Source organism: Streptomyces sp. NPDC002092 (assembly GCF_053593775.1).
This window is the reverse complement of record NZ_JBSFDG010000030.1, coordinates 25,199-51,826: the sequence shown is the minus strand read 5'-3', so window position 1 is coordinate 51,826 and position 26,628 is coordinate 25,199. Positions and strand designations below refer to the sequence as shown.

Annotated in this window: 20 protein-coding genes and 2 pseudogenes; 15 read left to right on the top strand and 7 right to left on the bottom strand. The window is 69.9% G+C overall.

All coding sequences use genetic code 11. From position 1 onward, the window contains the following. Window positions 1-52 precede the first annotated feature (52 nt). Window positions 53-586 (bottom strand): GNAT family N-acetyltransferase, encoded by a 534-nt coding sequence (locus tag ACWCRD_RS41735; RefSeq protein ID WP_450970893.1) that lies wholly within the window; start codon window positions 584-586, stop codon window positions 53-55. A 12-nt stretch (window positions 587-598) separates the two neighbouring features. After that, window positions 599-1,876: a YhgE/Pip domain-containing protein gene (locus ACWCRD_RS41730; RefSeq protein ID WP_450970892.1), complete on the bottom strand. Its 1,278-nt coding sequence runs from the start codon at window positions 1,874-1,876 to the stop codon at window positions 599-601. A gap of 136 nt (window positions 1,877-2,012) precedes the next feature. Here ACWCRD_RS41730 and ACWCRD_RS41725 point away from each other — a divergent pair. The 3 genes and pseudogenes from ACWCRD_RS41725 to ACWCRD_RS41715 form a co-directional block, all read left to right on the top strand. Further along, a pseudogene (locus tag ACWCRD_RS41725) lies at window positions 2,013-2,309 on the top strand ((2Fe-2S)-binding protein); the annotation flags it as partial. A 113-nt stretch (window positions 2,310-2,422) separates the two neighbouring features. Beyond that, entirely contained in the window at window positions 2,423-5,797 is a 3,375-nt protein-coding gene (locus ACWCRD_RS41720; protein ID WP_450970920.1) for a pyruvate carboxylase, read from the top strand. Between the two features lie 200 nt (window positions 5,798-5,997). Beyond that, window positions 5,998-7,929, top strand: a complete 1,932-nt coding sequence (locus ACWCRD_RS41715; protein WP_450970891.1) for a glycosyltransferase family 2 protein — start codon at window positions 5,998-6,000, stop codon at window positions 7,927-7,929. Window positions 7,930-7,992: 63 nt separating this feature from the next. Here ACWCRD_RS41715 and ACWCRD_RS41710 read toward each other — a convergent pair. The 3 genes and pseudogenes from ACWCRD_RS41710 to ACWCRD_RS41700 form a co-directional block, all read right to left on the bottom strand. Then, window positions 7,993-8,160: pseudogene (locus ACWCRD_RS41710) on the bottom strand (glycine betaine ABC transporter substrate-binding protein); the annotation flags it as partial. Beyond that, window positions 8,127-8,264 carry a hypothetical protein gene (locus ACWCRD_RS41705; RefSeq protein ID WP_450970890.1) on the bottom strand — a complete coding sequence of 46 codons (138 nt, stop codon included), beginning with the start codon at window positions 8,262-8,264 and terminating at the stop codon, window positions 8,127-8,129. The pseudogene ACWCRD_RS41710 and the gene ACWCRD_RS41705, both read right to left, overlap by 34 nt. Window positions 8,265-8,356: 92 nt before the next feature. Then, complete coding sequence (locus ACWCRD_RS41700; RefSeq protein WP_450970889.1) at window positions 8,357-8,644, bottom strand: sulfatase-like hydrolase/transferase; 288 nt, start codon at window positions 8,642-8,644, stop codon at window positions 8,357-8,359. Between the two features lie 202 nt (window positions 8,645-8,846). Between ACWCRD_RS41700 and ACWCRD_RS41695 the strand changes: the two genes are divergently transcribed. The 5 genes from ACWCRD_RS41695 (at window position 8,847) to ACWCRD_RS41675 (ending at window position 13,583) form a co-directional block, all read left to right on the top strand. Continuing rightward, on the top strand, window positions 8,847-9,932 hold the full coding sequence (locus ACWCRD_RS41695; RefSeq protein WP_450970888.1) for an S-(hydroxymethyl)mycothiol dehydrogenase: 1,086 nt from the start codon (window positions 8,847-8,849) through the stop codon (window positions 9,930-9,932). Further along, window positions 9,932-10,561 (top strand): MBL fold metallo-hydrolase, encoded by a 630-nt coding sequence (locus ACWCRD_RS41690; protein WP_450970887.1) that lies wholly within the window; start codon window positions 9,932-9,934, stop codon window positions 10,559-10,561. The genes ACWCRD_RS41695 and ACWCRD_RS41690 overlap by 1 nt, the downstream gene beginning before the upstream one ends. A gap of 199 nt (window positions 10,562-10,760) precedes the next feature. Further along, window positions 10,761-11,123 carry a bifunctional 3-phenylpropionate/cinnamic acid dioxygenase ferredoxin subunit gene (locus ACWCRD_RS41685; protein ID WP_030928447.1) on the top strand — a complete coding sequence of 121 codons (363 nt, stop codon included), beginning with the start codon at window positions 10,761-10,763 and terminating at the stop codon, window positions 11,121-11,123. After that, window positions 11,120-12,280, top strand: a complete 1,161-nt coding sequence (locus tag ACWCRD_RS41680; protein WP_450970886.1) for an NAD(P)/FAD-dependent oxidoreductase — start codon at window positions 11,120-11,122, stop codon at window positions 12,278-12,280. The genes ACWCRD_RS41685 and ACWCRD_RS41680 overlap by 4 nt, the downstream gene beginning before the upstream one ends. 172 nt (window positions 12,281-12,452) lie before the next feature. Beyond that, a complete protein-coding gene (locus ACWCRD_RS41675) occupies window positions 12,453-13,583 on the top strand; it encodes an aromatic ring-hydroxylating oxygenase subunit alpha (RefSeq protein WP_450970885.1) in 1,131 nt (376 codons plus the stop codon). A 1-nt stretch (window position 13,584) separates the two neighbouring features. Here the strand turns inward: ACWCRD_RS41675 and ACWCRD_RS41670 are convergent, their stop codons facing one another. After that, window positions 13,585-14,331: an IclR family transcriptional regulator gene (locus ACWCRD_RS41670; RefSeq protein ID WP_232653007.1), complete on the bottom strand. Its 747-nt coding sequence runs from the start codon at window positions 14,329-14,331 to the stop codon at window positions 13,585-13,587. Between the two features lie 202 nt (window positions 14,332-14,533). On the opposite strand from ACWCRD_RS41670, the gene betA reads away from it, so the two are divergent. Together betA and ACWCRD_RS41660 are read left to right on the top strand one after the other, a co-directional pair. After that, window positions 14,534-16,201, top strand: a complete 1,668-nt coding sequence (gene betA, locus ACWCRD_RS41665; protein WP_450970884.1) for a choline dehydrogenase — start codon at window positions 14,534-14,536, stop codon at window positions 16,199-16,201. 6 nt (window positions 16,202-16,207) lie between these two features. Continuing rightward, entirely contained in the window at window positions 16,208-17,044 is an 837-nt protein-coding gene (locus ACWCRD_RS41660; RefSeq protein ID WP_450970883.1) for a 5,10-methylenetetrahydrofolate reductase, read from the top strand. Window positions 17,045-17,255: 211 nt separating this feature from the next. On the opposite strand, the gene purU is transcribed toward ACWCRD_RS41660, so the two are convergent. Continuing rightward, entirely contained in the window at window positions 17,256-18,128 is an 873-nt protein-coding gene (gene purU, locus ACWCRD_RS41655) for a formyltetrahydrofolate deformylase (RefSeq protein ID WP_450970882.1), read from the bottom strand. A gap of 218 nt (window positions 18,129-18,346) precedes the next feature. Here purU and ACWCRD_RS41650 point away from each other — a divergent pair, with 218 nt between their 5' ends. From ACWCRD_RS41650 to ACWCRD_RS41630, 5 genes are all read left to right on the top strand, one after another. Further along, window positions 18,347-19,816: an aldehyde dehydrogenase family protein gene (locus ACWCRD_RS41650; protein ID WP_450970881.1), complete on the top strand. Its 1,470-nt coding sequence runs from the start codon at window positions 18,347-18,349 to the stop codon at window positions 19,814-19,816. A gap of 20 nt (window positions 19,817-19,836) precedes the next feature. Then, the gene (locus tag ACWCRD_RS41645; RefSeq protein ID WP_450970880.1) at window positions 19,837-20,925 is read left to right on the top strand and encodes a quaternary amine ABC transporter ATP-binding protein; all 1,089 of its coding nucleotides are present in this window, start codon (window positions 19,837-19,839) and stop codon (window positions 20,923-20,925) included. Further along, window positions 20,925-22,925, top strand: coding sequence for an ABC transporter permease (locus ACWCRD_RS41640; protein ID WP_450970879.1), 2,001 nt, complete (start codon window positions 20,925-20,927; stop codon window positions 22,923-22,925). Before ACWCRD_RS41645 ends, ACWCRD_RS41640 begins: the two co-directional genes overlap by 1 nt. Window positions 22,926-22,938: 13 nt before the next feature. Then, complete coding sequence (locus tag ACWCRD_RS41635; protein ID WP_450970878.1) at window positions 22,939-23,901, top strand: ABC transporter substrate-binding protein; 963 nt, start codon at window positions 22,939-22,941, stop codon at window positions 23,899-23,901. A gap of 230 nt (window positions 23,902-24,131) precedes the next feature. Next, window positions 24,132-26,570, top strand: a complete 2,439-nt coding sequence (locus ACWCRD_RS41630; RefSeq protein WP_450970877.1) for a GcvT family protein — start codon at window positions 24,132-24,134, stop codon at window positions 26,568-26,570. Window positions 26,571-26,628 lie beyond the last annotated feature (58 nt).

Sequence of the window (26,628 nt, the reverse complement as noted above, 5' to 3'; positions counted from 1 at the left end):
TTGCACGCGGCCACGACGTCGGCGGTGGCGGTCGCTGGGGGCTGGTCGGCCGTCACAGGGAGGGCCCGGGCGCCGCATAGCAACGCAGCGACACCACCTGCCCCGGTGCCCAGCGCTGTTCGACGACTTCGAGCAGCTCCCAGCCCAGGCGTTCGTACAGGGCCGTCGCCGTGGTGTCGGAGTCGACGACGTCGAGCACGGGATGCAGCCCCCTTGTCCGGGCCTCCTCGACGGCTCGTGCCATCAGGGCGGCGCCCAGCCCGTACCCGCGTGTGGCCGGTGACACGAACAACCGGCCGACCACGGCGGTGACGTCGACGCCGACCCCCGCGCGGGCGGCCCACACCGCGGGCGCCGCGTCCCCATCGGTAGCCCGGGACAGACTGAGATGGCCGGCCACGGAGCCGTCCAGCTCGGCCACCCAGGCCGCCAGCTGAGAGCGTGTGGTCAGCCAGTCGGCCGGGCGGCGGGGCCAGTTGACCGGATAGCCGCTGTGTCGGTGCACGTCGGCGAGAACCTCGACGCAGGCGGCGAGGTCACCGTCCGTTCGCGGCCGGACGAGATCGGACGGGTCGGTGGTCCTCATGATCAGCAAGTATCAGGTACGGTCAGGGACCGGCTGCGGCGTCAGTCGTTGGAGTCCCCTGCGGTCGTAGTAGCGCGTCATCGCGAAGCCGAAGAGCAGGCCCAGGGCCGCGCCGATCGCGATCATGATCCAGGAGCGGGTCAGGCCGGCGTCCCCGCGGGCCTCGAAGTACAGGATGGCGCGGACACCGTCGCTGAGCTGGCGCATGGGCTCGAAGTGGGACAGGAAGCGGTAGAAACCGGGGACGGCCTGGAGGGGGACGGTGGCGCCCGAGGACGGCAGGCCCAGGACGATGAACACGAACATGGACACCAGCTGGCCGATGCCTCCGAATGCCGCGTTGATGGCCTGCACGCCGAGGCCGACCGCGAGGGAGGCGCAGTAGGAGTAGATCCACAGCAGCGGAATGTGGGTGGCGTCCATGCCCAGGACGCTGATGGTGGCGAGCATGACCAGGCAGACGCTGATGACCGTGATGCCCGCGGTCATGGCCATCTTCAGCAGCAGGGTCTGGGTGCGGTTGATCGGGACGGTGGGGCGGCGGGTGTGCCAGGGGCCGATCTCGTTGTCGGCGTAGCCGAGGGCGGTGTCGACGGCGTTGTTGATGACGTTGCCGCCGAGGAAACCGGCCAGCACGAGCAGCAGCGTGTAGTAGAAGGCGCTCAGCCCGAGGCCGCTGTGGCTGCCGATCGGGTGGCCGACCTGGGTGACGACGTTCACCGGGTCGGCCAGCAGCAGCTTGGTCGTGGAGTTCGCCCGCGTTCCCACGGCCGCGGTCAGTTGTTTGCCGATGGTCTGCGAGGCCTGGTGCGCCGCCGCCGTGGTGATCTGACTGGCCAGGGACGAACCCAGGCTGCCCTTGCCGGGGTTGGTGAGCACCGTCATCGTCGGCCGGGCTGTGGCGCCGGGCGTGGTCAGTGCGGTGATGGACGCGGTGAAGTCGGAGGGGATGACCAGGGCGCCGTAGACCTTGCCGGAGTCGAGGTCGTCCCGCGCCTGGACGAGGGTTCGGGTGCGCCACTGGGCCTTGTCGTTCGACTTGTCGGCGGTGATCGCCGCGGCGATCTGCGTGCCCGCGTTCTGCTGCTGCCCGGCCGGCGGTCTGCCGGTGTCGGCGTTGACCAGGGCGATGGGCAGATGGTGCAGATCGTGCTGCGGGTTGACGATGCCGCCCATGTACAGCAGGGCCAGCAGGAAGGCGAGCAGTCCGGTCAGGACGGTGGGCATGAGCCACAGCTTGGGGTGGCCCAGCAGGGTGACGGCACGGGCCTGGGGGCTGGCGTCGGCCATGGCTCTCCGTAGGTTGTGGGGACGGGGACGTCCACCTCACGGCTCCTCTACAGCAAGCAGAGCCTACGGAGGAGCGGGCGCCGGAGCAGCCAGGCCGCGCGCGACAGGCCGGAACGGCACGGCGGCGTGACGACTCGAGTTCCAGCCCTGCGTCGTGAAGGTCAAGGACTGCGCGGACCGCAAGGTCACCACCATCGAGGGCCTGGCCGACGGCGACACCCTGCACCCCGTGCAGCAGGCCTGGATCGACTGCGACGTCTCGCAGTGCGGCTTCTGCCAGCCCGGCCAGATCATGGCCGCCGCGGCCCTGCTGAAGAAGACGCCCGAGCCGACCGACGCCGACATCGACGGCATCGAGAACGTCTGCCGCTGCGGCACCTACGCCCGCATCCGCGAGGCCGTCAAAAAGGCGGCAGCAGACCTCCATTCCTGACGATTCTTCGGTCTGCACGACGACACGCGGGGTGAGTGGCCCGGCTCACATGGCCAGAAGGGCATGCCACCGACACCATGGGGGACGTCATCCGCAGGCTGAAGGGAGCGGCGATGTTCCGCAAGGTGCTGGTAGCCAACCGTGGTGAGATCGCGATCAGGGCGTTCCGCGCAGGCTACGAGCTGGGCGCAAGGACCGTCGCCGTCTTCCCGCACGAGGACCGAAATTCGCTGCACCGGCTCAAGGCCGACGAAGCGTACGAGATCGGCCAGCCGGGCCACCCGGTCCGCGCGTATCTGTCCGTCGAGGAGATCGTCCGCGCGGCACGCCAGGCGGGCGCCGACGCCGTCTACCCCGGCTACGGCTTCCTGTCCGAGAACCCCGAGCTGGCCAAGGCCTGCGAGGAGGCGGGCATCACCTTCGTCGGGCCGAGCGCGCAGACCCTCGAACTGACCGGCAACAAGGCCCGCGCGGTGGCCGCCGCCCGCGCGGCCGGCGTCCCGGTGCTCGGCTCCTCCGCGCCCTCCGACGACATCGACGAACTCGTCCGCGCGGCCGACGAGATCGGCTTCCCGGTGTTCGTGAAGGCGGTCGCGGGCGGCGGCGGCCGCGGCATGCGCCGCGTCGAGGACCCGGCCCAGCTGCGCGAGTCCATCGAGGCGGCCTCCCGCGAGGCGGCCTCCGCGTTCGGCGACTCCACCGTCTTCCTGGAGAAGGCCGTCGTCGACCCCCGCCACATCGAGGTGCAGATCCTCGCCGACGGCCAGGGCAACGTCATCCACCTCTACGAGCGCGACTGTTCCGTGCAGCGCCGCCACCAGAAGGTCATCGAGCTGGCCCCCGCACCCAACCTCGACCCGGAGCTGCGCGACCGCATCTGCGCCGACGCGGTCCGCTTCGCCCGCGAGATCGGCTACCGCAACGCGGGCACCGTCGAGTTCCTGCTGGACCGCGACGGCAACCACGTCTTCATCGAGATGAACCCGCGCATCCAGGTCGAGCACACCGTCACCGAGGAGGTCACCGACGTCGACCTCGTCCAGTCCCAGCTGCGCATCGCCTCCGGCGAGACCCTCGCCGACCTCGGCCTGTCCCAGGAGACGGTGAAGCTGCACGGCGCGGCCCTGCAGTGCCGCATCACCACCGAGGACCCGGCCAACGGCTTCCGCCCGGACACCGGCCGCATCAGCGCCTACCGCTCGCCCGGCGGCTCCGGCATCCGCCTGGACGGCGGAACCACCCACGCCGGTACGGAGATCAGCGCCCACTTCGACTCCATGCTGGTCAAGCTCACCTGCCGGGGCCGGGACTTCAGGGCCGCGATCGGCCGGGCCCGGCGCGCCGTCGCCGAGTTCCGCATCCGCGGTGTCTCCACCAACATCCCGTTCCTCCAGGCGGTCCTTGACGACCCGGACTTCCAGGCCGGGCGGGTGACGACGTCGTTCATCGAGCAGCGCCCCCACCTGCTCACCTCCCGCTCCTCCGCCGACCGCGGCACCAAGCTGCTCACCTACCTCGCCGACGTGACGGTGAACAAGCCGAACGGCGAGCGTCCCGAGCTGATCGAGCCCGTGAGCAAGCTGCCGGTGCTGCCCGCGGGCGAGCCGCCCGCCGGGTCGCGTCAGCGGCTGGTCGAGCTCGGCCCGGAGGGGTTCGCCCGCGCGCTGCGGGAGTCGCCGACCATCGGCGTCACCGACACCACCTTCCGCGACGCCCACCAGTCCCTGCTCGCGACCCGCGTCCGCACCAAGGACCTCCTCGCGGTCGCCCCGGTGGTCGCGCGGACGCTGCCCGAGCTGCTGTCCCTGGAGTGCTGGGGCGGAGCGACGTACGACGTCGCCCTGCGCTTCCTCGCCGAGGACCCCTGGGAGCGCCTCGCCGCTCTGCGGGAGGCCGTCCCCAACATCTGTCTGCAGATGCTGCTGCGCGGCCGCAACACCGTCGGCTACACCCCGTACCCGACGGAGGTGACCGACGCCTTCGTGCAGGAGGCCGCCGCCACCGGTATCGACATCTTCCGCATCTTCGACGCCCTCAACGACGTAGGGCAGATGCGCCCCGCCATCGACGCCGTACGCGAGACGGGCACGGCGATCGCCGAGGTGGCCCTCTGCTACACCTCGGACCTGTCGGACCCGAACGAGCGCCTGTACACGCTGGACTACTACCTCCGCCTCGCCGAGCAGATCGTCGAGGCGGGTGCGCACGTCCTGGCCGTCAAGGACATGGCGGGCCTGCTGCGCGCCCCGGCCGCCGCCAAGCTCGTGTCCGCGCTGCGCCGCGAATTCGACCTCCCGGTCCACCTGCACACCCACGACACGGCGGGCGGCCAGCTCGGCACCTACCTCGCCGCGATCCAGGCGGGCGCGGACGCGGTGGACGGCGCGGTGGCGTCGATGGCGGGCACTACGTCCCAGCCGTCGCTGTCGGCGATCGTCGCCGCCACGGACCACTCCGACCGCCCGACCGGCCTCGACCTCCAGGCGGTCGGCGACCTGGAGCCGTACTGGGAGAGCGTCCGCAGGGTCTACGCACCCTTCGAGGCGGGCCTCGCCTCCCCGACCGGCCGCGTCTACCACCACGAGATCCCCGGCGGTCAGCTCTCCAACCTGCGCACCCAGGCCGTCGCGCTCGGCCTCGGCGACCGCTTCGAGGAGATCGAGGACCTGTACGCCGCCGCCGACCGGATGCTGGGCCGACTGGTCAAGGTCACCCCGTCCTCCAAGGTGGTCGGTGACCTCGCCCTGCACCTGGTGGGCGCGGGGGTGGACCCGGCCGAGTTCGAGGCGACCCCGAACCGGTACGACATCCCGGACTCCGTCATCGGCTTCCTGCGCGGCGAGCTGGGCACCCCGCCCGGCGGCTGGCCGGAGCCCTTCCGCACCAAGGCACTCGAGGGCCGCGCCGAGCCCAGGCCCGTGCAGGAGCTGAGCACGGAGGACCGCGAGGGCCTGGCCAAGGAGCCCCGCGCCACCCTCAACCGGCTGTTGTTCCCCGGCCCGACCCGCGACTTCGAGACCCACCGCCAGGCCTACGGCGACACCAGCGTGCTGGACAGCAAGGACTTCTTCTACGGGCTGCGCCCGGGCAAGGAGTACGCCGTCGACCTCGAACCCGGCGTCCGGCTGCTGATCGAGCTGGAGGCGGTCGGCGAGGCCGACGAGCGCGGCATGCGGACCGTGATGTCCACCCTGAACGGCCAGCTCCGCCCCATCCAGGTCCGCGACAAGGCGGCCGCCTCCGACGTCCCGGTGACGGAGAAGGCCGATCGCACCAACCCGGGCCATGTCGCCGCGCCGTTCGCCGGCGTGGTCACCCTCGCGGTCGCCGAGGGCGACGAGGTGGACGCCGGTGCGACGGTGGCCACCATCGAGGCGATGAAGATGGAGGCCGCGATCACCGCCCCCAAGGCGGGCACCGTCGGCCGGCTGGCCATCAACAAGATCCAGCAGGTGGAGGGCGGCGACCTGCTCGTCGAGATCGGCTGACCCGCCGCTCACACCGTTTCCGGCGCCGGCACCCGCGCCTGTGCCGGAGGGCCGGCCCCACCTCTTGATCGGTGGGGCCGGCCCTCCGGCGGCTCGTCAGCCCTGCGCTTCCCCTTCGGCCGCCCCGCGTTCGCCGGCCGCCCCCATGTAAGCCCCGGCCAGGAATGACGTCCTTCCGGTGGCCGGGTAAGGTCTCTGGGATGCCGAGAGTCAAGGTCAGTGTCGTCGTCCCCGTGTACAACACCGGGAAGTACGTCGACGAGTGCGCGCCGTCGCTGCTGGGGCAGTCCCTGCCCGCCGACGAGTACGAGGTCATCTACGTCGACGACGGTTCGACGGACGACACCCTGGACCGTCTGGAGAAGATCGCGGCACAGCACCCGAACGTGCAGGTGCACACCCGCCCCAACTCGGGCTGGCCGGGCGCACCGCGCAACCTGGGCATGAGCCGTGCCCGGGGCGAGTACATCCAGTTCGTCGACCACGACGACACCCTCGGCCCCGAGGCGCTGGAGCGGCTGTACGAGTTCGCCAAGCGCAACGACGCCGACGTGGTGCTCGGCAAGATGTCCACCACCATGGTCCGGCCCCGACGGCTGTTCCGGCACACGGTGGACGCCTGCACCATCGAGAACGACGAGCTCATGCAGAGCATGTCGCCGCACAAGATGTTCCGGCGCGCCTTCGTCGAGGAGCACGGCCTGCGCTTCCCTGAAGGCCCCTGGATCCTGGAGGACCTGCTCTTCGTCAGCTCCGCCTACCTCAAGGCGGAGCGGATCTCGATCCTCGCCGACTACCCCTGCTACTACTGGATGAAGCGGGACGACGGCGGCAACAACACCCAGCACCGGTTCAGCCCACGGCACGGCTTCTGGCGCAATTGCCGCACCATCGTCCGCCAGATCAAGGACGGCACCGAGGCTTCCGACGACATCGACGCCCTGCAGAACCGCCTACTGCACCGCCTCTACCACGTCGAGATCCTCTCCCGCACCCGCGAGCCCGAGATCCTCCGCGAGGACCCGGCCGAGCAGAGGCAGCGCTTCGAGGCGGCCCGCGAACTGGCGCTGACGGAGTTCCCGGCGGCCGTACGCGAAGGCCTGCCCACCGTGTCCCGACTACGTGCCGAACTCCTCGAGCGCGGCGACTTCGACGGCGCGTCGGCTCTGGCCGAGCGGGTCCGCGAGGTGAAGGCCCGCAGCGAGGTCGGCGCACTGCGCTGGGAGGGCGGCCGGCTGCTTGCCGACGTCACCCTCGACCTGCTGCGCGGTGACGGCGAGCCCCTGGTCCTCGTCGAGCGGGACGGCAAGCGATGGCTGGACCCCGAGCTGCTGGCCGGCGTGCCCGGCGCGGAGGACGGCTGGGAGGTCCGCGACCCGTTCCGGCTGGCGTACGCGGAACTGGTGGTCAAGGACCGCGACCGTGAGGACTGGTGGTACCCCGAGGGCGACCTGGAGGTGCGCCTGGAGCCGCTCGGCGAGGGCCGCTCACGGCTGGTCGCCTCCGGACGGCTGCTCCTCGACCCCGAGCGCCTGGCCGGCGGCCGTCCGATGGAGCGCGGGGTGCACGACGTGTGGGCGTACGTCCAGCTCCTCGGCATCGACCGGATGGTCCGCCTCACCGGCGACGGCACCCCGGGCGCCCCGGCCACGGGCCCGGCACTGACCGGCGGCCGCCTCGCGCTCGCGTACTGGACGGCCGGCGGCCAGCTAGCCCTCGACGTGGACCAGCGCCAGCGCAGGCTCGGCCCCGACACGGCCGATGCCGCCGCGGCGAACGCCGGACGCGGCAGACGTTCCCTGCCACTGCCGTACATGGCGGCGGGGGCAGCCGGAGCCCCGGCCCGCATCAAGGTCACGGTCTCCTCCCTGACCCTGGACGCCGAGCTGGTCCCCGCCCCCGACGGCACAACGGCCGAACTGCGCCTGCCCGCCCGGCTCGCCCTCCCGGCCGGCCGCCACCCGGTCACCCTCCCGAAGACGGACACGCCCATCGCCCACGCCGTCGTCCGCGACGGCACCCTGCTCCGCCTGGAGGGCCCGGCGTACCAGCCCGGCACCGGCCGCCGACTCCTCGACTCGGTCGCGGACAACGGGCAAGTGCGTCGGGTACGGCGACGCTTGGGCCGCTGAGCGTTCCGCCGCGCCGACCGCGAACTCGCCGGGCAGCGGAGAGGTCCGGTCGGCCGACCCGGACTACCCGAGCCAGGCCTTGACCTTGTCGGGGTTCGCCTCGACCCACTTCTTCGCCGCCGCCTCCGGCGTCATCTTGTCCACCGCGATGTACTTGGCCACGGTGTTCTGGTCGGCGTTGGTCCAGGTGAAGTGCTTCACCAGGTCATAGGCCGGGCTGCGGACTTGTGCGAGCGGTTCTTGATGTTGGGGGTGGTCTCCTCGGTGAACCGGCGCATTCCGGCCCGGTAGGTGACGGATGTCCGGTGGCCGAGCAGATCGATGCGGCCGGCCACGGCGGGGTTCTCCCGCTCGGTGACCGGGTCGTCCAGCGGGAAGACCTGGTACTTCGCCGCTTCGATCAGGAACAGGTCCTGGAGCGGCGCAGCTAGCCAGTGGGGACCCCCTCGGCCCAGGGGGCGAGCTCCGCGTCCTCGGGCACGACGCCGAGTTCCCTCTGCCGCCGCAGGGTCACCTCACGTTCGTGGTCCCAGCCGTGGCCGAAGCGCCCGCGATACTTCTCCTGCCATCCCCGCCGGCATGAGAAGCGGGTGTAGCGCAGCCCGCCGTCGGCCAGACGTTCGACGGCCGGCATCTCGCAGGGTCCGCCGAATGCGCTGGAGGTGCCGAAGCCGAGGTCGTCCACGAGCACGATCACCACGTTCGGTGCGCCCATGGGCCAGCCGGCGTCGTTCCATCGGCTCTCCGTAAATCCCGGGCCACGCCATCACCGGCCGGGTGGGGACGGCGCCGGTCGAACGGCGCATCCGAGACCTTGACCCCCGGTCTGCGCTCCACGATGCTGTGTTGCGGCACATGAGATGTGTGCCGCATTGAGCAACATCAGACTCAGGTCTCGTACCAGCCGAGGAGTGGCCATGACGCACCAGGTCCGTGGAGTCGTCGCGCGGGGCAAGGGCGCCCCCGTCAGCCTGGAGACGATCATCGTGCCCGACCCCGGACCGGGCGAGGCGCTGGTGAAGATCGAGGCCTGCGGGGTCTGTCACACCGATCTGCACTACCGCGAGGGCGGCATCAACGACGACTTCCCCTTCCTGCTGGGCCACGAGGCCGCGGGCGTGGTGGAGTCGGTGGGGGAGGGCGTCACCGATGTCGCCCCCGGTGACTTCGTGATCCTCAACTGGCGTGCCGTGTGCGGGCAGTGCCGGGCCTGTCTGCGCGGGCGCCCCTGGTACTGCTTCAACACCCACAATGCCAAGCAGAAGATGACCCTGGAGGACGGCACCGAGCTGTCCCCGGCGCTGGGCATCGGAGCCTTCGCGGAGAAGACGCTGGTCGCGGCGGGGCAGTGCACCAAGGTCGACCGCGCCGCCTCCGCGGCCGCCGCCGGTCTGCTGGGCTGCGGCGTGATGGCGGGCATCGGCGCCGCGATCAACACCGGCAACGTCGGCCGCGGCGACAGCGTGGCGGTCATCGGCTGCGGCGGCGTCGGCGACGCCGCGATCGTCGGGTCGAACCTGGCCGGCGCCGCGAAGATCATCGCGGTGGACCTGGACGACCGGAAGCTGGAGACCGCCCGCAAGCTGGGCGCGACCCACACCGTCAACTCCAAGGAGTCCGACCCCGTCGAGGCGATCCGCGAGCTGACCGGCGGTCACGGCGCCGACGTCGTCATCGAGGCGGTGGGCCGCCCGGAGACGTACAAGCAGGCCTTCTACGCCCGCGACCTCGCCGGCACGGTCGTCCTGGTCGGTGTGCCGACCCCGGAGATGAAGCTGGAGCTGCCGCTCCTGGACCTGTTCGGGCGCGGCGGATCGCTGAAGTCGTCCTGGTACGGCGACTGCCTGCCCTCCCGCGACTTCCCGATGCTCATCGACCTCTATCTGCAGGGCCGCCTGAACCTGGACGCCTTTGTCACCGAGACCATCGCCCTGGACGAGGTCGAGAAGGCCTTCGAGCGGATGCATGGCGGCGATGTGCTGCGCTCGGTGGTGGTGTTCTGATGGCCGCCCGCATCGAACACCTCGTCACCTCGGGCACGTTCTCGCTGGACGGCGGCACCTGGGACGTCGACAACAACGTATGGATCGTCGGCGACGACCACGAGGTGATCGTGATCGACGCGGCCCATGACGCCGAGGCCATCGCCGAGGCCGTCGGCGGCCGGGCCCTGCGGGCGATCGTGTGCACCCACGCCCACAACGACCACATCGACGCCGCGCCCGACCTCGCGGCGCGCACCGGGGGCCCGGTCCTCCTCCATCCCGACGACCTGCCGCTGTGGAAGCAGACGCACCCGGAGCGGGCGCCCGACGCGGAACTGGCCGACGGCCAGGTGCTGACGGTGGCGGGCGTCGACCTGGCCGTAGTGCACACGCCCGGCCACGCCCCCGGAGCGGTCTGCCTGTACGCGCCGGCGCTCGGCGCACTCTTCAGCGGTGACACGCTCTTCGCGGGCGGACCGGGGGCCACGGGAAGGTCGTACAGCCACTTCCCGACCATCATCGAGTCCATCCGGGAACGGCTGCTGTCCCTGCCCGGTGACACCGTCGTGCACACCGGCCACGGGGACACGACCACCATCGGTGCGGAGGCCCCGCACCTGCAGGACTGGATCGCACGCGGTCACTGACCTGCTGACCTGCTCGAACGCGCTGATCCCGGCGCCGGCCCCTGCCTTCTTGCTGTTGCTTATAGTGCTCGATGTTGCATGAAATGCAACACCCGGCAGGGGTCATCGGAGACCCTGAACTCCTTGACAAGGGTTCAGGGCGACCTCAGACTGATGTTGCGCTTACCGCAATCCGTTTCGTTATACGCACCGAGGTGTCATGATGATTCCCGTGTGCCGTCTCGCGGATCTCCCGCGAGGTGAGGCCTTCCGGCTCGACATCGATCCGCCGGTCTCGGTGTTCCATACCGATGACGGCGAGGTCTTCGCCATCGACGACACCTGCACCCACCAGGACGCCTCGCTCGCCGACGGCTGGCTGGAGGGCTGCGAGGTGGAATGCCCGCTGCACGCTTCCAAGTTCGACCTGCGCACCGGCGCCGTCGACGCCCCGCCGGCCAAGCTGCCGGTGCGGACGCACGAGGTGGTCGTCGAGGACGGCATGATCTACGTCCAGGTGTCCACCGACGCCCCCAACCTGCCGCCCTGCATCGCCTCCCGCCTCGCCGGAGGTCCCGCGTGAGAACGGTCGCCGTGGTCGGCGCCTCGCTCGCCGGCCTGTCGGCGGCGCGCTCACTGCGCAAGCAGGGCTACGACGGGCGGCTCGTCGTCATCGGCGACGAGACCCACCGGCCGTACGACAGGCCTCCGCTGTCCAAGGAGTTCCTGGCCGGCACGATCGGCGAGGCCGACCTCGTGCTGGAGACGGACGACGAGGACCTGGGGGCCGAGTGGCTGCTCGGCGCCCGCGCGAGCGGCCTCGACCGCGACCGCCGTGCCGTGCGGCTCGCCGACGGCAGTCAGCTCCGCGCCGACGGCATCGTCATCGCGACCGGTGCCGCCGCGCGCACCCTGCCGGGTGCGGAGGGCCTTTCCGGGGTGCACACCCTGCGCACCCTGGACGACGCCCGCGCCCTGCGGGACGAACTGGCCCGCGGTGGACGCCTCGTGGTGATCGGCGGCGGCTTCATCGGCGCCGAGGTCGCCTCCACGGCCCACGCCCTCGGGCTCGACGTGACGGTGATCGAGGCGGCCCCGACGCCGCTCGCCGGCCCGCTCGGCGAGACCATGGGCGCCATCGTCTCCGCGCTCCATGCGGATCACGGCGTACGGCTGTTGTGCGGCGTGGGCGTCAAGGGGCTCAGCGGCGAGCGTCAGGTCGACGCCGTCCTGCTGGAGGACGGCCGCAGCGTCCCCGCCGACATCGTCGTCGTCGGTGTGGGTGCCCGCCCGTGCGTCGAGTGGCTGGAAGGCTCCGGCGTCGCCCTCGACAACGGGGTGAAGTGCGGCGCGGACGGCCGCACCAGCCTGGCCGGTGTGGTCGCGGTCGGCGACTGCGCCAACTGGTACGACCCCCGCGCGGGCACCCATCGCCGCGTGGAGCACTGGACAGGTGCGCGCGAGCGCCCCGACGCCGCCGTCGCCACGCTGCTGGCGGGCGGCGCGGTGGAGCCGGGTGTGCCCCGGCCGCCGTACTTCTGGTCCGACCAGTACGGTGTGAAGATCCAGTTCGCCGGTCATGCGGCCGGCGCCGACAGTGTGACGGTGGAGGAGGGCGCTGCGGACGACCGCAACGTCCTGGCCGTCTACCGGCGTGCCGGACAGCCGGTCGCCGTGCTCGGGATGAACCAGCCGCGGCTGTTCACCCGCTGGCGCAAGCAGCTTGGCGCTCCGCGGTGAGCAGCGAAATGGGTTGTTGTTCTTCCGCGGCGCCGTTGTGGCTGGTCGCGCCCCGCGGCGGAGCCGCATGTCGATACAGTCCCGCGCCCCTACGGGGCGCTTCCCCAAGCTTGCTGCTGACGACTGCGGCCCGCAGCGTAGCCCGTCTCCCACGTTCCCCGAGGAGTGCACCGTGACCTCGACCAGCCTGCCGGACAGCCTGATCGCCACCCTTCCCGGCTCCTCCTACACGGATCCGGCGATCTTCGCCCAGGAGCAGGAGCGCATATTCGAGACCATGTGGTTCTGCGTGGCGCGCTCCTCCGAGCTGGCCAAGCCCGGCGCCTTCCGCACCGTCGACGTGGGCCGCGAGAGCATCCTCGTCACCCGCGCCCGGGACAACTCGATCCGCGCGTACTTCAACGTGTGCCGCCACCGCGGCGCCAAGCTCTGCACGGAGGAGACCGGTGAGGTCAAGCGGGCCTTCCAGTGCCCGTACCACGCGTGGACCTACGACCTGAACGGCAAGCTGGTCGCGGCCCCCAACCTCACCAAGATGCCCGACGTCGGCCGCACCGAGTACGGCCTGGTCAGCGTGGCCGTGCGCGAATGGCTCGGCTACGTCTGGGTGTGCCTGGCGGAGAACCCGCCCTCCTTCGAGGAGGACGTCATCGGCGAGGTGGTCTCCCGACTCGGCGACGTGGAGTCGATCGAGCACTACGACATCGACAACCTCTCCGTGGGCAAGCGGATCGTCTACGACGTGAAGGCGAACTGGAAGCTCATCATCGAGAACTTCATGGAGTGCTACCACTGCGCCACGATCCACCCCGAACTCACCGAGGTGCTCCCGGAGTTCGCCGACGGCTACGCCGCGCAGTACTACGTCGGGCACGGCGCCGAGTTCGGTGAGGAGGTGCAGGGCTTCACCGTCGACGGCTCCGAGGGCCTGGACCGCATCCCGGGGGTCGCCGAGGACCAGGACCGCCGCTACTACGCGATCACGGTCAAGCCGCAGGTCTTCATCAACCTCGTCCCCGACCACGTGATCTTCCACCGGATGTACCCGGTGGCCGTCGACCGCACGATCGTCGAGTGCGACTGGCTCTACCTCCCGCACGTCGTCGAGAGCGGCAAGGACGTCAGCCGGTCCGTGGAGCTCTTCGACCGAGTCAACCGCCAGGACTTCGACGCCTGCGAGCGCACACAGCCGGGCATGAGCTCCCGGATGTACGCCAAGGGCGGCGTGCTGGTGCCCAGCGAGCACCACATCGGAGCCTTCCACGACTGGGTGAACGAGCGCCTGGGCCTGTCCCAGGGGTGACTCAGCCCAGGTAGCCCATGCGGTGACTGATCTCCTCCGCACCCTTGATCAGCACGGGCGCCAGCTCGCGCATCCGCTCCTCGGTGAAGCGGTACGAGGGCCCGGAGGCGGTGACCGCCGCGATGACCTCGCCGTCCCGGTCCAGGACCGGGGCGGCCATGGCGTGCAGACCGATCTCCAACTCCTCCATGGTCCAGGCGTAGCCGGCCTCCCGAGCCTCGGCGAGATGCTTCTCCAGCTTCGCCTTCGCGGTGATGGTGTGCGGAGTCACCTTCTTCAGACCCGCCTCGGCCAGCAGCGCGGCACGCTCCTTGGCGGGCAGGTATGCGAGCAGGACCTTGCCGCTCGACGTCGCGTGCAGCGGCGTCAGCTGGCCGACCCAGTTGTGCGCGGTGACCGCTCCGGGGCCGCGCACCTGGTACAGGTTGATCGCGTAGTGCTCCTGCAGCACCGCGATGTTGACCGTCTCACCGATCTCCTCAGCGAGCCGCTCGCAGACCGGGCGGCCCTGCTGGGTGATGTCGATGCGTCCCGTCACCGCGCCGGCCAGGCGTACGATGCCGAAGCCGAGCCGGTACTTGCCGCGCTCGCCCGCCTGCTCCACCAGACCGCGCGCCTCCAGGGCGCCGAGCAGGCGGAAGGCGGTGGACTTGTGAACATCGATCTCAGCGGCCACCTCACTGACGCCCGCCTCGCCGCGCTGCGCGAGGATCTCCAGGACGCTGATGGCTCGGTCGACCGACTGCACTCCGCCGGCCTGCGAATTTGACGTTTCGGTGTCTTGGCTGTGGTTGCTCACTCCGAAACTATACGCGCAGTAAACAACACGACTGCAAGTAACCGTGGCGAAATCAACACCCCGTAAGTTGCGTGGCTCGCAACCTAGTGCGTATAGCGCTACTGGTACTAGCATGCCTCGCGTATCTACGGCGCGAGCGAGACGAGGCACCATGGCTCCCCAATACGACTTCGTCATCGTCGGCGGCGGTTCGGCCGGCAGTGCACTGGCGAACAGACTCTCCGCTGATCCGGCGAACAAGGTGCTGGTCCTGGAGGCAGGCCGGTCCGACTACCCGTGGGACGTCTTCATCCACATGCCCGCGGCGCTGACGTACCCGATCGGCAGCCGCTTCTACGACTGGAAGTACGAGTCCGAGCCCGAGCCCCACATGGGCGGCCGGCGCATCTATCACGCGCGCGGCAAGGTGCTCGGCGGCTCCAGCAGCATCAACGGCATGATCTTCCAGCGCGGCAACCCCATGGACTACGAGCGCTGGGCGGCCGACCCCGGCATGGAGACCTGGGACTACGCGCACTGTCTGCCCTACTTCCGGCGGATGGAGAACTGCCTGGCCGCCGACCCGGACGACGAGTTCCGCGGCCACGACGGCCCCCTCGTCCTGGAGCGCGGCCCGGCCACCAACCCCCTCTTCGGCGCCTTCCTCAAGGCCACCCAGGAGGCGGGCTACGCCCCCACCGAGGACGTCAACGGCTACCGGCAGGAGGGCTTCGCCAAGTTCGACCGCAACGTCCACCGCGGACGCCGGCTGTCGGCCTCGAAGGCGTACCTCAAGCCCGCGAAGAAGCGGCCCAACCTCACCGTCACGACCCGCGCCCTGGTCACCCGCGTCCTCTTCGAGGGCAAGAAGGCCGTCGGCGTCGAGTACCAGCGCGGCAAGGGCGCCCTGAAGCAGGTGCGCGCCAAGGAAGTCATCCTGTGCGGCGGCGCGATCAACTCACCGCAGCTGCTGCAGCTGTCCGGCGTCGGCAACGCGGAGGAGCTGCGCGCCCTCGGCATCGACGTCGTGCACGACCTGCCGGGCGTCGGCGAGAACATGCAGGACCACCTGGAGGTGTACATCCAGTACGCCTGCAAGCAGCCCGTCTCCATGCAGCCGTATCTGGCCAAGTGGCGGGCCCCCTTCATCGGCCTGCAGTGGCTGTTCCGCAAGGGCCCCGCGGCCACGAACCACTTCGAGGCAGGCGGCTTCTGCCGCAGCAACGACGACGTGGACTACCCCAACCTGATGTTCCACTTCCTGCCCATCGCGGTCCGCTACGACGGCTCCGTGCCCGCCGGCGGCCATGGCTACCAGGTCCACGTCGGCCCCATGTACTCCGACGCCATCGGCTCGGTGAAGATCAAGAGCAGGGACCCGCGCGAACACCCGGCGCTGCGCTTCAACTACCTCTCCACCGAGCAGGACCGCCGGGAGTGGGTCGAGGCGATCCGCGTCGCCCGCAAGCTCCTCAACCAGCCCGCGCTCGCGCCCTTCAACGGCGGCGAGGTCTCGCCCGGCCCGTCCGTGGAGACGGACCAGGAGATCCTCGACTGGGTCGCCAAGGACGGCGAGACCGCCCTGCACCCGTCCTGCACCTGCAAGATGGGCACCGACGAGATGTCCGTCGTCGACCCCACCAGCATGCGCGTGCACGGCGTGGAGGGCCTGCGGGTCGTCGACGCGTCGGTGATGCCGTACGTCACCAACGGCAACATCTACGCCCCCGTGATGATGGTCGCCGAGAAGGCCGCCGACCTGATCCTCGGCAAGGAGCCCCTGGCGCCGTCGAAGGCCGCGTACTACCGCCACCGCGACGCCCAGAAGCAGGCCGGGTAGCCGGCCTTGGACGCCACCGGGCTGAGGGCGCTGCTGGACGGCGTCCGCTACGAGGTGCTGCCCGCGAAGGCCACCGAGGACAAGGTCCTCGCCCATGTCCCGCGCGACGTCGTGGTCACGGTCACGGCGTCGCCGGTCAAGGGCCTGGAGCCGACCCTCGACCTGACGGGCCGGCTCGCGGAGCACGGCTACCGCGTCGTGCCGCACGTGCCCGCACGGCTGCTGCGGGACGAGGTGCATCTGAAGGAGGTCGTCGAGCGGCTGCGCGAGGCGGGCGTGGACGACGTCTTCGTGCCGGCGGGGGACGCGGACCCGCCGGCCGGGGCCTACGACGGGGCCCTGCCGGTGCTGCGCAGGCTCACCGAGCTGGGCGAGCCCTTCGCCCACGTGGGCATCACCGGCTACCCCGAGAGCCATCCCCTCATCCACGACGACCTCACCATCCAGTCGATGTGGGACAAGCGCGCCCACGCCACGTACATCGTCAGCAACCTCTGCTTCGACCCGCGTGTGCTGGGGGAGTGGATCGCCCGGATACGGCGGCGGGACGTCTCCCTGCCCGTGTACGTGGGTGTCGCGGGGCCCGTGCAGCGGACCAAGCTGCTGGCGATGGCGACGAAGATCGGGGTGGGGGAGTCGACGCGGTTCCTGACGAAGCACGCCTCGTGGTTCCTGCGGTTCGCCGCCCCGGGGGGCTATTCACCTGACCGGCTGCTGGAGCGCAGCGAGGCTGCCCTCACGGCGCCCTCGGCGGGTGTGGCGGGCCTGCACGTGTTCACTTTCAACCAGATCGCCGAGACCGAAGTGTGGCGTCGGGCGGTGCTGGAGCGGCTTGGCGGCTGAGGGGGGTGCAGCGGGCGTGCTGGGGGCTGCCGCCCCCAGGCCCCCGCTTCGGCCCTGAAGGGGCCTCGTCCTCAAACGCCGGACGGGCTGGAATCGGCGGCCGGCGCCCACGATGCACCGTCTCGCGTATACAGCCAGATCACCTGTGCATCCGTATACAGAAAGCGGGCGGGGCTGGAAGACCAGCCCCGCCCGTCTCGTGCCGTACCGCTCAGCGGAAGACCACCGTGCGGTTGCCGTCCACCATCACGCGGCTCTCGCTGTGCCACTTCACCGCGTGCGCCAGCACCTGGGCCTCCACGTCCCGGCCGACCGTGACCAGCTCGCCGGGGTCGAGGGAGTGGTCGACGCGGACCACGTCCTGCTCGATGATCTGGCCCTCGTCCAGGTCCGAGGTCACGTAGTGCGCCGTCGCGCCGACGAGCTTCACTCCGCGGTCGTAGGCCTGGACGTACGGGCGTGCGCCCTTGAAGCTGGGCAGGAAGGAGTGGTGGATGTTGATCGCGCGGCCCTCCAGCTGCTTGCACAGGTCGTCGGAGAGGACCTGCATGTAGCGGGCGAGCACCACGAGATCGACGTCCAGGTCGCGCACCAGCTCCAGCAGCCGAGCCTCCGCCTCCGGCTTGGTCTCCTTGGTCACCGGGACGTGGTGGAAGGGGATGCCGTAGGTCTCCGCCAGGCCCTCGAAGTCCCGGTGGTTGGAGACGATCGCGGGGATCTCGATGTTGAGGGCGCCGGTGCGGCGGCGGAAGAGCAGGTCGTTGAGGCAGTGGCCGAACTTGGACACCATGATCAGCGTCCGGGTCGGGGTCGAGGCGTCCCACAGCTTCCAGGAGATGCGGTAGGCCTCGGCGACGGGACCGAACCGGTAACGCAGAGTTTCCAGATCCGCGTTTGGATCGGAAACGTCGAAGTGGACCCTCATGAAGAAGCGGCCCTGGAGTCGATCATCGAACTGCTGGCTTTCCAGGATGTTGCCGGAGTTCCTGACGAGGAAGCCGCTCACGGCGTGGACCAGTCCCGCGCTGTCGGGACACGAGAGAGTGAGGACGAACTCACGGCCGGGTTGCGGGCGAGGGGACATGTGCGGCCTCCGTCGGTGCGTATTGCACAACAAGGTGAGCGATACGCAACATGGTCGGGCCGTGGGGCCCCTCGGTCAAGAGAGGAAGGGGCATTGGCCCCCTTGCGAAATCGTCATCGGCCAACCTCTTGACGTCTGTCTGGACATTCGTCAGGGTGTTCCACCACAAGCAATTGAATGCACGATGCGCAACGAATTTCGGTTGAAAGGCTTGGCGCGTGGCAGATCTGTATGTGGACGGAGAGTGGCGCGAGCCGGTGGCCGGCGGGCGCCGCGAAATCCGCTGCCCCGCCGACGGCACCCTCTCGGCGACTGTGGCGGAGGGGACGCGTCCCGACACGGAGGCGGCGATCGCCGCAGCCCGCCGTGCCTTCGACGAGGGCCCCTGGCCCCGCACCCCCGAGCGTGAGCGCGGCGCCCTGCTGCTGCGCACCGCAGACATCCTCGAGCGCGACGCCAAGGAGTTCGCCCGCGCCGAGTCGCTGGACACCGGCAAGCGGCTGGTGGAGAGCGAGTACGACATCGCCGACGTCGTCTCCTGCTTCCGCTTCTACGGCGGGATCGGCGGCACCGACGCCGGACGGGTGATCGACACCGGCCGCGAGGACGCCATCAGCCGCGTCGTGTACGAGCCGGTCGGCGTGTGCGGACTGATCACCCCCTGGAACTACCCACTGCTGCAGGCCAGTTGGAAGGTCGCCCCGGCGCTGCTCGCCGGCAACACGATCGTCCTGAAGCCCAGCGAGCTCACCCCCTCCACCTCCATCCTGCTGATGAAGGCACTTCAGGAGGCCGGGCTGCCGGCCGGCGCCGCCAACCTCGTCCTGGGCACCGGCCCGGAGGTCGGCGCACCGCTGTCCGAGGACCCGCGCGTCGACATGGTCTCCTTCACCGGGGGCCTGGAGACCGGCAAGCGGATCATGGCCACCGCGGCCGCCACCGTGAAGAAGGTGGCGCTGGAGCTCGGCGGCAAGAACCCCAACGTCGTCTTCGCCGACGCCGACTTCGAGACGGCCGTGGACATGGCTCTCACGGCCGTCTTCCTGCACTCCGGGCAGGTCTGCTCGGCCGGCGCCCGGCTGATCGTCGAGGACTCGCTGCACGACCGCTTCGTCGACGAGGTGGTCCGCCGCGCCCGGCAGATCCGCCTGGGCGGCCCCTTCGACCCCGACGCCGAGACCGGAGCGCTGATCTCGGCCCAGCACCTGGCGAAGGTCGAGGCGTACGTCGCCGCGGGCATCGCCGAGGGCGCCGTACTGCGCTGCGGCGGGAAGCGGCCCACCGACCCCGACCTCGCGAACGGTCACTACTACCCGCCGACCGTGCTCGACGCGTGCACGCAGGACATGCGGGTGGTGCACGAGGAGTCCTTCGGGCCCGTGCTGACCATCGAACGCTTCACCGACGAGGACGATGCCGTCCGCATCGCCAACGACACCGAGTACGGCCTCGCCGGCGCCGTCTGGACCCAGGACGCCGGCAAGGCCCAGCGGGTCGCCCGGCGGCTGCGCCACGGCACGGTCTGGATCAACGACTACCACCCCTATGTGCCGCAGGCGGAATGGGGTGGCTTCGGGCACTCGGGCACGGGCCGGGAGCTGGGACCGACCGGCCTGGACGAGTACCGAGAGCCCAAGCACATCTGGCAGAACATCCAACCCCGGCCGCAGCGCTGGTTCCGCGGCTGAACGCCGAAATGAGGTCGATCGTGACCCCCACACAGACAGAGGTGCCGCAGCGGCGTGGCACCCCCCAGGACTCGGACGGCACGCCCGTCATATCCGTGCGCAATCTGTGGAAGGTGTTCGGGCCGAAGGCCGACCGGGTGCCGGGCTCAGAGGAGCTGTGCGGTCTCTCGCGCCGCGAGCTGATGGACCGCACCGGCTGTACCGCCGCTGTCCGTGACGTGAACTTCGACGTCCGCAAGGGCGAGGTGTTCGTGGTCATGGGACTGTCCGGCTCCGGGAAGTCCACCCTCGTACGATGTCTGACCCGGCTGATCGAACCCACCTCGGGTGAGCTCGTCTTCGAGGGCCAGGACATCCGCGAGGCGGACGCGGCCCGGCTGCGCGACCTGCGCCGCCGCAAGTTCTCCATGGTCTTCCAGCACTTCGGGCTGCTGCCGCACCGCCGGGTCGTGGACAACGTGGCCTTCGGCCTGGAGATCCGCGGCATGAGCAAGGCGGAGCGCACCAGGCGGGCCATGGAAGTCGTCGAGCTGGTCGGCCTGGCCGGCTACGAGAACTCCTACCCGGACCAGCTCTCCGGTGGTATGCAGCAGCGCGTGGGCCTCGCCCGGGCGCTCGCCGGAGACCCGGACGTGCTCTTCTTCGACGAGCCGTTCTCCGCACTCGACCCGCTGATCCGCCGTGACATGCAGAACGAGGTCATCCGCCTGCACCACGAGGTCGGCAAGACCATGGTGTTCATCACCCACGACCTCTCCGAGGCCCTGAAGCTGGGCGACCGCATCCTGATCATGCGCGACGGCAAGATGGTCCAGTGCGGCACCGGCGACGAACTCGTGGGTGCCCCGGCCGACGACTACGTCCGCGAGTTCGTGAAGGACGTGCCCCGCGGCGACGTCCTCACCCTGCGCTGGATCATGCGGGCGCCGGCGGACGGTGACGAGCTGGACGGTCCCGAGCTGGGCCCGGACGTCGTGGTGAAGGAGGCCACCCGGGCGGTGCTCGCGGCCGACAAGCCGATCAAGGTCGTCGAGGACGGCAAGCTGCTCGGCATCGTCGGCGACGAGGAGATCCTCGCGGTGGTCGCCGGGCAGGAAGGCGGCGCGTGATGACCGTCGCCATAGAAAAGCCGGAGAAAGCGGAGGCCGCGGAGCCGGTCGCGCCCGTCAAGGCGGCGCGAAAGATCAGCCGGCCCATGGTGGTCGGCGCGATCGTGGTCGTCTGGCTGGTGCTGTTCGCCGTACTGCGCGGCAAGCAGACGCTGTCGCTGGCGGCGGCCGACCTGACCGATCTGCACCGGTGGATCAACGACTTCAACGACTCCATCGGCGCCAACCGCAACTCCAACCCGCTCTTCCTGTACTTCTTCAACGAGATCCGGCTGGTCATCGACAACCTGGTGACCTTCATCCAGCACCTGATCTCGCAGCCGTCCGGGGCCCGTCCGGTCCCGGAGATCGGCTGGCTCGGCGTCGTCGGCATCGCCGGCTACGTCTCCTGGGCCGTGGGCAACTGGCGGGTCGCGCTGCTGGCCGTGGCGGGGTTCACCTTCTTCGGGCTGCAGGGGCTGTGGCAGCAGAGCATGGACACCCTCTCCCTCACCCTCTCCGCGGTGTTCGTGGCGCTGCTGTTCGCGATCCCGCTCGGGGTGTGGGCCGGGCTGTCGGACCGGTTCAACCGGATCGTCACGCCGTTCCTGGACTTCATGCAGACGATGCCGACCTTCGTCTACCTGGCACCGCTGACCCTGTTCTTCCTCATCGGCGGCGCCTCCGCCACCATCGCCACCGTGATCTACGCGGCCCCGCCGACGATCCGCATCACCGCGCACGCCATCCGCAACGTCTCCAAGACGACGGTCGAGGCGGCCGACTCCCTCGGCGCCACCCGCCGGCAGTCGCTGCTGAAGGTCCTGCTGCCGATGTCCAAGCGGACCGTGGTGATGGGCGTCAACCAGACCATCATGGCCGCCCTGGCCATGGTGACCATCGCGGCCCTGATCAACGCACCGGGCCTCGGCGTGATCGTCCTGCAGGCACTGCAGTCGCTCGACGTCGGCACCGCCTTCAACGCGGGCCTCGCCATCGTCGTCATGGCGATCGTCCTGGACCGGGTGACCACCGCGGCGGCCGCACGCGAGGAGAACGCACGCAACGCCAAGCACGACTTCGCGAAGTGGCGGCGACCGCTGCTGGGCGCCGGAGCGGCCGTCACCGCGGTCCTGATCTACCTGTCGCACACCTATCTGTGGGCGGCCGACTTCCCCGGTGACGGCACCGTCGGCAGCCACATCGCGAGCGCGGCCGACAGTGCGACCAACTGGGCGCAGGACAGCCTCTCGGGCGTCACCAACGCCATCCGTGACGTCATCACCAACGGCCTGCTCAACCCGTTCCAGACGCTGGTCACGGACTCCCCGTGGTGGCTCGTGGGCGCGGTGCTGGTGGCGCTGGGCGTGGTGCTCGGCGGCTGGAAGTCCGGGGTCACCACGGCCGTCTGCGTGGGCCTGCTGGTCGGCACCGGTCTGTGGTCGGACGCCATGACCACGCTGGCCTCGACGCTCGTCGCGACGGTGCTGGTGATGGTGCTCGGCATCGTCTTCGGGGTGTGGATGGGCCGCAGCATGATGGTGGACCGGCTGATCCGGCCCACCCTGGACGCCGCCCAGGTCATGCCGCCCTTCGTCTACCTCGTGCCGTTCCTCGCGCTGTTCGGCCCCACACGCTTCACGGCCATCGTCGCCGCGATCGTCTACGGGGCCCCCGTCGCCATGAAGATCATCGCGGACGGGATCCGGGCGGTGCCCGAAACCACCGTGGAGGCGGCCACCTCCGCCGGGTGCAACACCTGGCAGATCATCACCAAGGTTCAACTGCCGATGTCACGCAGTGCCCTGACGCTCGCCACCAACCAGGGCCTGATCTATGTGCTGTCGATGGTTGTTGTGGGCGGCCTGGTAGGGGCAGGCGCTCTCGGCTACGACGTCGTGGCCGGTTTCTCACAGCAGCAGCTGTACGGGAAGGGGCTTGCCGCGGGTCTGGCCATCGTCCTTCTCGGAGTCATGTTCGACCGGATCACTCAGGCTGCGGCCCGCCGCGCCGGCGCTTAAGGAGCACCACACCATGGCAAGACACTGGCAAGCCGGAGCGGCCGGCCTGGCCGTCCTCGGCCTCACCCTCACCGCGTGCGGCGGAGCGAAGGTCGGCGACAGCTCCTCCGCGGGCTCGGGAAGCTCGGGCAAGTGCGGCACCTTCAACCTGGCCGTCAACCCGTGGGTGGGCTACGAGGCGGACGCGGCGGTCGTCGCGTACGTCGCCCAGCACAACCTCGGCTGTACGGTCAACAAGAAGAACCTCAAGGAAGAGATCGCCTGGCAGGGCTTCGGCACCGGCGAGGTCGACGCCGTCCTGGAGAACTGGGGTCATGCCGACCTGGTGAAGAAGTACATCAGCGGCCAGAAGACCGCCGTGGACGCCGGCCCGACCGGCAACAAGGGCATCATCGGCTGGTACGTGCCGCCGTGGCTGGCCAAGGCGCACCCCGACATCCTCGACTGGAAGAACCTCAACAAGTACGCGTCGAAGTTCCAGACCTCCGAGTCGGGCGGAAAGGGCCAGCTCCTGGACGGCGACCCGTCCTACGTCACCAACGACGCGGCGCTGGTCAAGAACCTCAAGCTGGACTTCAAGGTGGTGTACGCGGGCAGTGAGACGGCGCTGATCCAGGCCTTCCGCACCGCCGAGAAGAACAAGCAGTGGGTGATCGGCTACTTCTACGAGCCGCAGTGGTTCCTCTCCGAGGTCCCGCTGAAGAAGGTCGCCCTGCCCGCCTACAAGACGGGCTGTGACGCCGACGCGGCGAAGATCGCCTGCGACTATCCCGTCTACAACCTCAACAAGGTCGTCAGCGCGAAGTTCGCCAAGTCCGGCAGCCCCGCCTACAACCTGGTGAAGAACTTCACCTGGACGAACGACGACCAGAACGAGGTCGCCAAGTACATCGCCCAGGACAAGATGACGGACGACGCGGCCGCCAAGAAGTGGGTCGAGGCCCACAAGGACAAGGTGGACGCCTGGATCAAGTAGCCCGGCCCCGGAAGCCGGACTCGCGGACGGTCGAACATGCCCGGCGGGCGGCGTGCACCAGTGCACGCCGCCCGCCGGGCATCGCCATGTCCAGCTCGGCTTTTGAGGCCCGTTTTCCGACGTCACGCACCCCTTGACACCCCCTCCCGCGACAGGCACGCTGAGTTGCGCAACCTGAATCACGTTGCGCAGAAAGCAACTCGACGGTTTTGAATTTCGGAGGTGCGGCGATGGCGGGACCCCGAGTGGTGATCATCGGAGCGGGCGTCGTGGGAGCGGCCCTCGCTGACGAGATCTCCGCGCGAGGCTGGACCGAAGTGACCGTGGTCGACCAGGGCCCGCTGCCCGCCACGGGAGGCTCCACCTCACACGCGCCGGGCCTGGTCTTCCAGACCAACTCCTCCAAGACCATGACCGAGCTGGCCCGCTACACGGTCGAGAAGTTCTGCTCCCTCGACGTCGACGGCAAGCCCTGCTTCCTCCAGGTCGGCGGCCTCGAAGTGGCGACCACCCCCGAGCGCCTCGCGGAGCTGCACCGCCGCCACGGCTGGATCACCGCCTGGGGCATCGAGGCCCGGCTGCTGAGCGCCGACGAGTGCGTCGAGCAGCACCCGCTGGTCAACCGGGACAAGGTTCTCGGCGGCCTCCTCGTCCCCACCGACGGCCTGGCCAAGGCGGTCCTCGCCGTGGAGGCACAGATCCGCCGCGCCACCGAGCGCGGCGTGGCCTTCCTGGCCCGCCACGAGGTCCTGGACGTCCAGCAGGCCGACGGCCGCGTCACCGGCGTCCTCACCGACCAGGGCGAGATCCCGGCCGACGTCGTCGTGTGCTGCGCCGGCATCTGGGGCCCGAAGATCGCCCGCATGGTGGGCATGAACCTCCCGCTGACCCCGCTCGCCCACCAGCTCGCCTGGACCGGGCCCGTTCCGGCGCTCGCGGGGCAGACCGAGGAAGCCGTCCGCCCGATCCTGCGCCACCAGGACGCCGACCTCTACTACCGCGACCGCTTCGACGGCATCGGCATCGGCTACTACGGCCACCGCCCGATGCCCGTCACCGCCGACGAGATCCTCTCCTTCGACGAGTCCGCGCCCATGCCGTCGGTCCTGAAGTTCACCGAGGAGGACTTCGAACCGGCCTGGACGGAGACCCAGTCGCTCCTGCCCGCCACGCAGGAGGCGAAGATCGAGGAGGGCATCAACGGCCTCTTCTCCTTCACCACCGACAACTATCCGCTGCTCGGCCAGTCCCAGGACGTCAAGGGCTTCTGGGTCGCCGAGGCCGTGTGGGTCACGCACTCCGCGGGCGTCGGCCGGGCCATGGCCGAGTGGCTGGTCGACGGCTACTGCTCCTCCTTCGACCTGCACGAGTGCGACGTCAACCGCTTCGAGCCGCACCAGCTGTCCCCGGAGTACGTCCTGGCCCGCGACTGCCAGAACTTCGTCGAGGTCTACGACATCCTCCACCCCCTCCAGCCGTCCGGGAAGCCGCGCCCGATCCGCACCAGCCCCTTCCACGCCCGTCAGCAGGAGCACGGCGCCTTCTTCCTGGAGGCGAACGGCTGGGAGCGCCCGCAGTGGTACGAGGCCAACGCCTCCCTGGTCGAGGGCCGCAACATCCCGACGCCCAACGACTGGGCGGCGCAGTTCTGGTCGCCCATCGTCGGAGCGGAGGCGCAGGCCACCCGCGAGACCGTCGCGATGTACGACATGACGGCCCTCAAGCGCCTGGAGGTCAGCGGCCCCGGCGCCGCCGACTTCCTGGAGCAGCTGGTCACCGGCAAGGTCGCCAAGTCGGTCGGCTCGGTGACGTACACCCTCCTGCTCGACCACGACGGCGGCATCCGCAGCGACGTCACCGTCGCCCGCCTGGCCCGCGACCTCTTCCAGGTCGGCGCCAACGGCAACCTGGACCTCGACTGGTTCACCCGCCACCTCCCCGCCGACGGCACCGTCCAGGTCCGCGACATCACCCCCGGCACCTGCTGCATCGGCCTGTGGGGCCCGCTGGCCCGCAAGGTGCTGCAGCCGCTGACGGACGAGGACTTCTCCAACGACGGCCTGAAGTACTTCCGCGCCAAGCGGGCCTACGTCGGCTCGGTGCCGGTGACCGCGATGCGCCTGTCGTACGTCGGTGAACTCGGCTGGGAGCTGTACACCACCGCCGACCAGGGCCAGAAGCTCTGGGACACCCTGTGGCAGGCGGCGAGGCCGCTCGGCGGCATCATCGCCGGCCGCGGCGCCTTCAACAGCCTCCGCCTGGAGAAGGGGTATCGGTCCTTCGGCACCGACATGACCTATGAGCACGACCCCTACGAGGCCGGCGTCGGGTTCGCCGTGAAGCTCGACAAGGGTGACTTCGTCGGCAAGGCGGCACTTGAGCGCCGCAAGGAGAACGTGCGGCGCAAGTTGACCTGCCTCACCATCGGCGACCCGCAGTCCGTCGTCCTCGGCAAGGAGCCGGTGTACGACGGTGACCGTGCGGTCGGGTACGTCACCAGTGCGGCGTACGGCTACACGATCGGTAAGGGCATCGCGTATGCGTGGCTGCCGGCTGAGGTTGCCGTGCCCGGCGCCAGGCTGCACATCGGGTACTTCGATCAGCGCATCGAAGCGGTCGTGGCCGAGGAGCCGTTGTTCGACCCGACGATGTCCCGTCTTCGTGGGTGAGTGGTTCGTAGTGCCGCGATCGGTTGTCGACTGGCTGCGGGTGTTTCGTGGCTGGTCG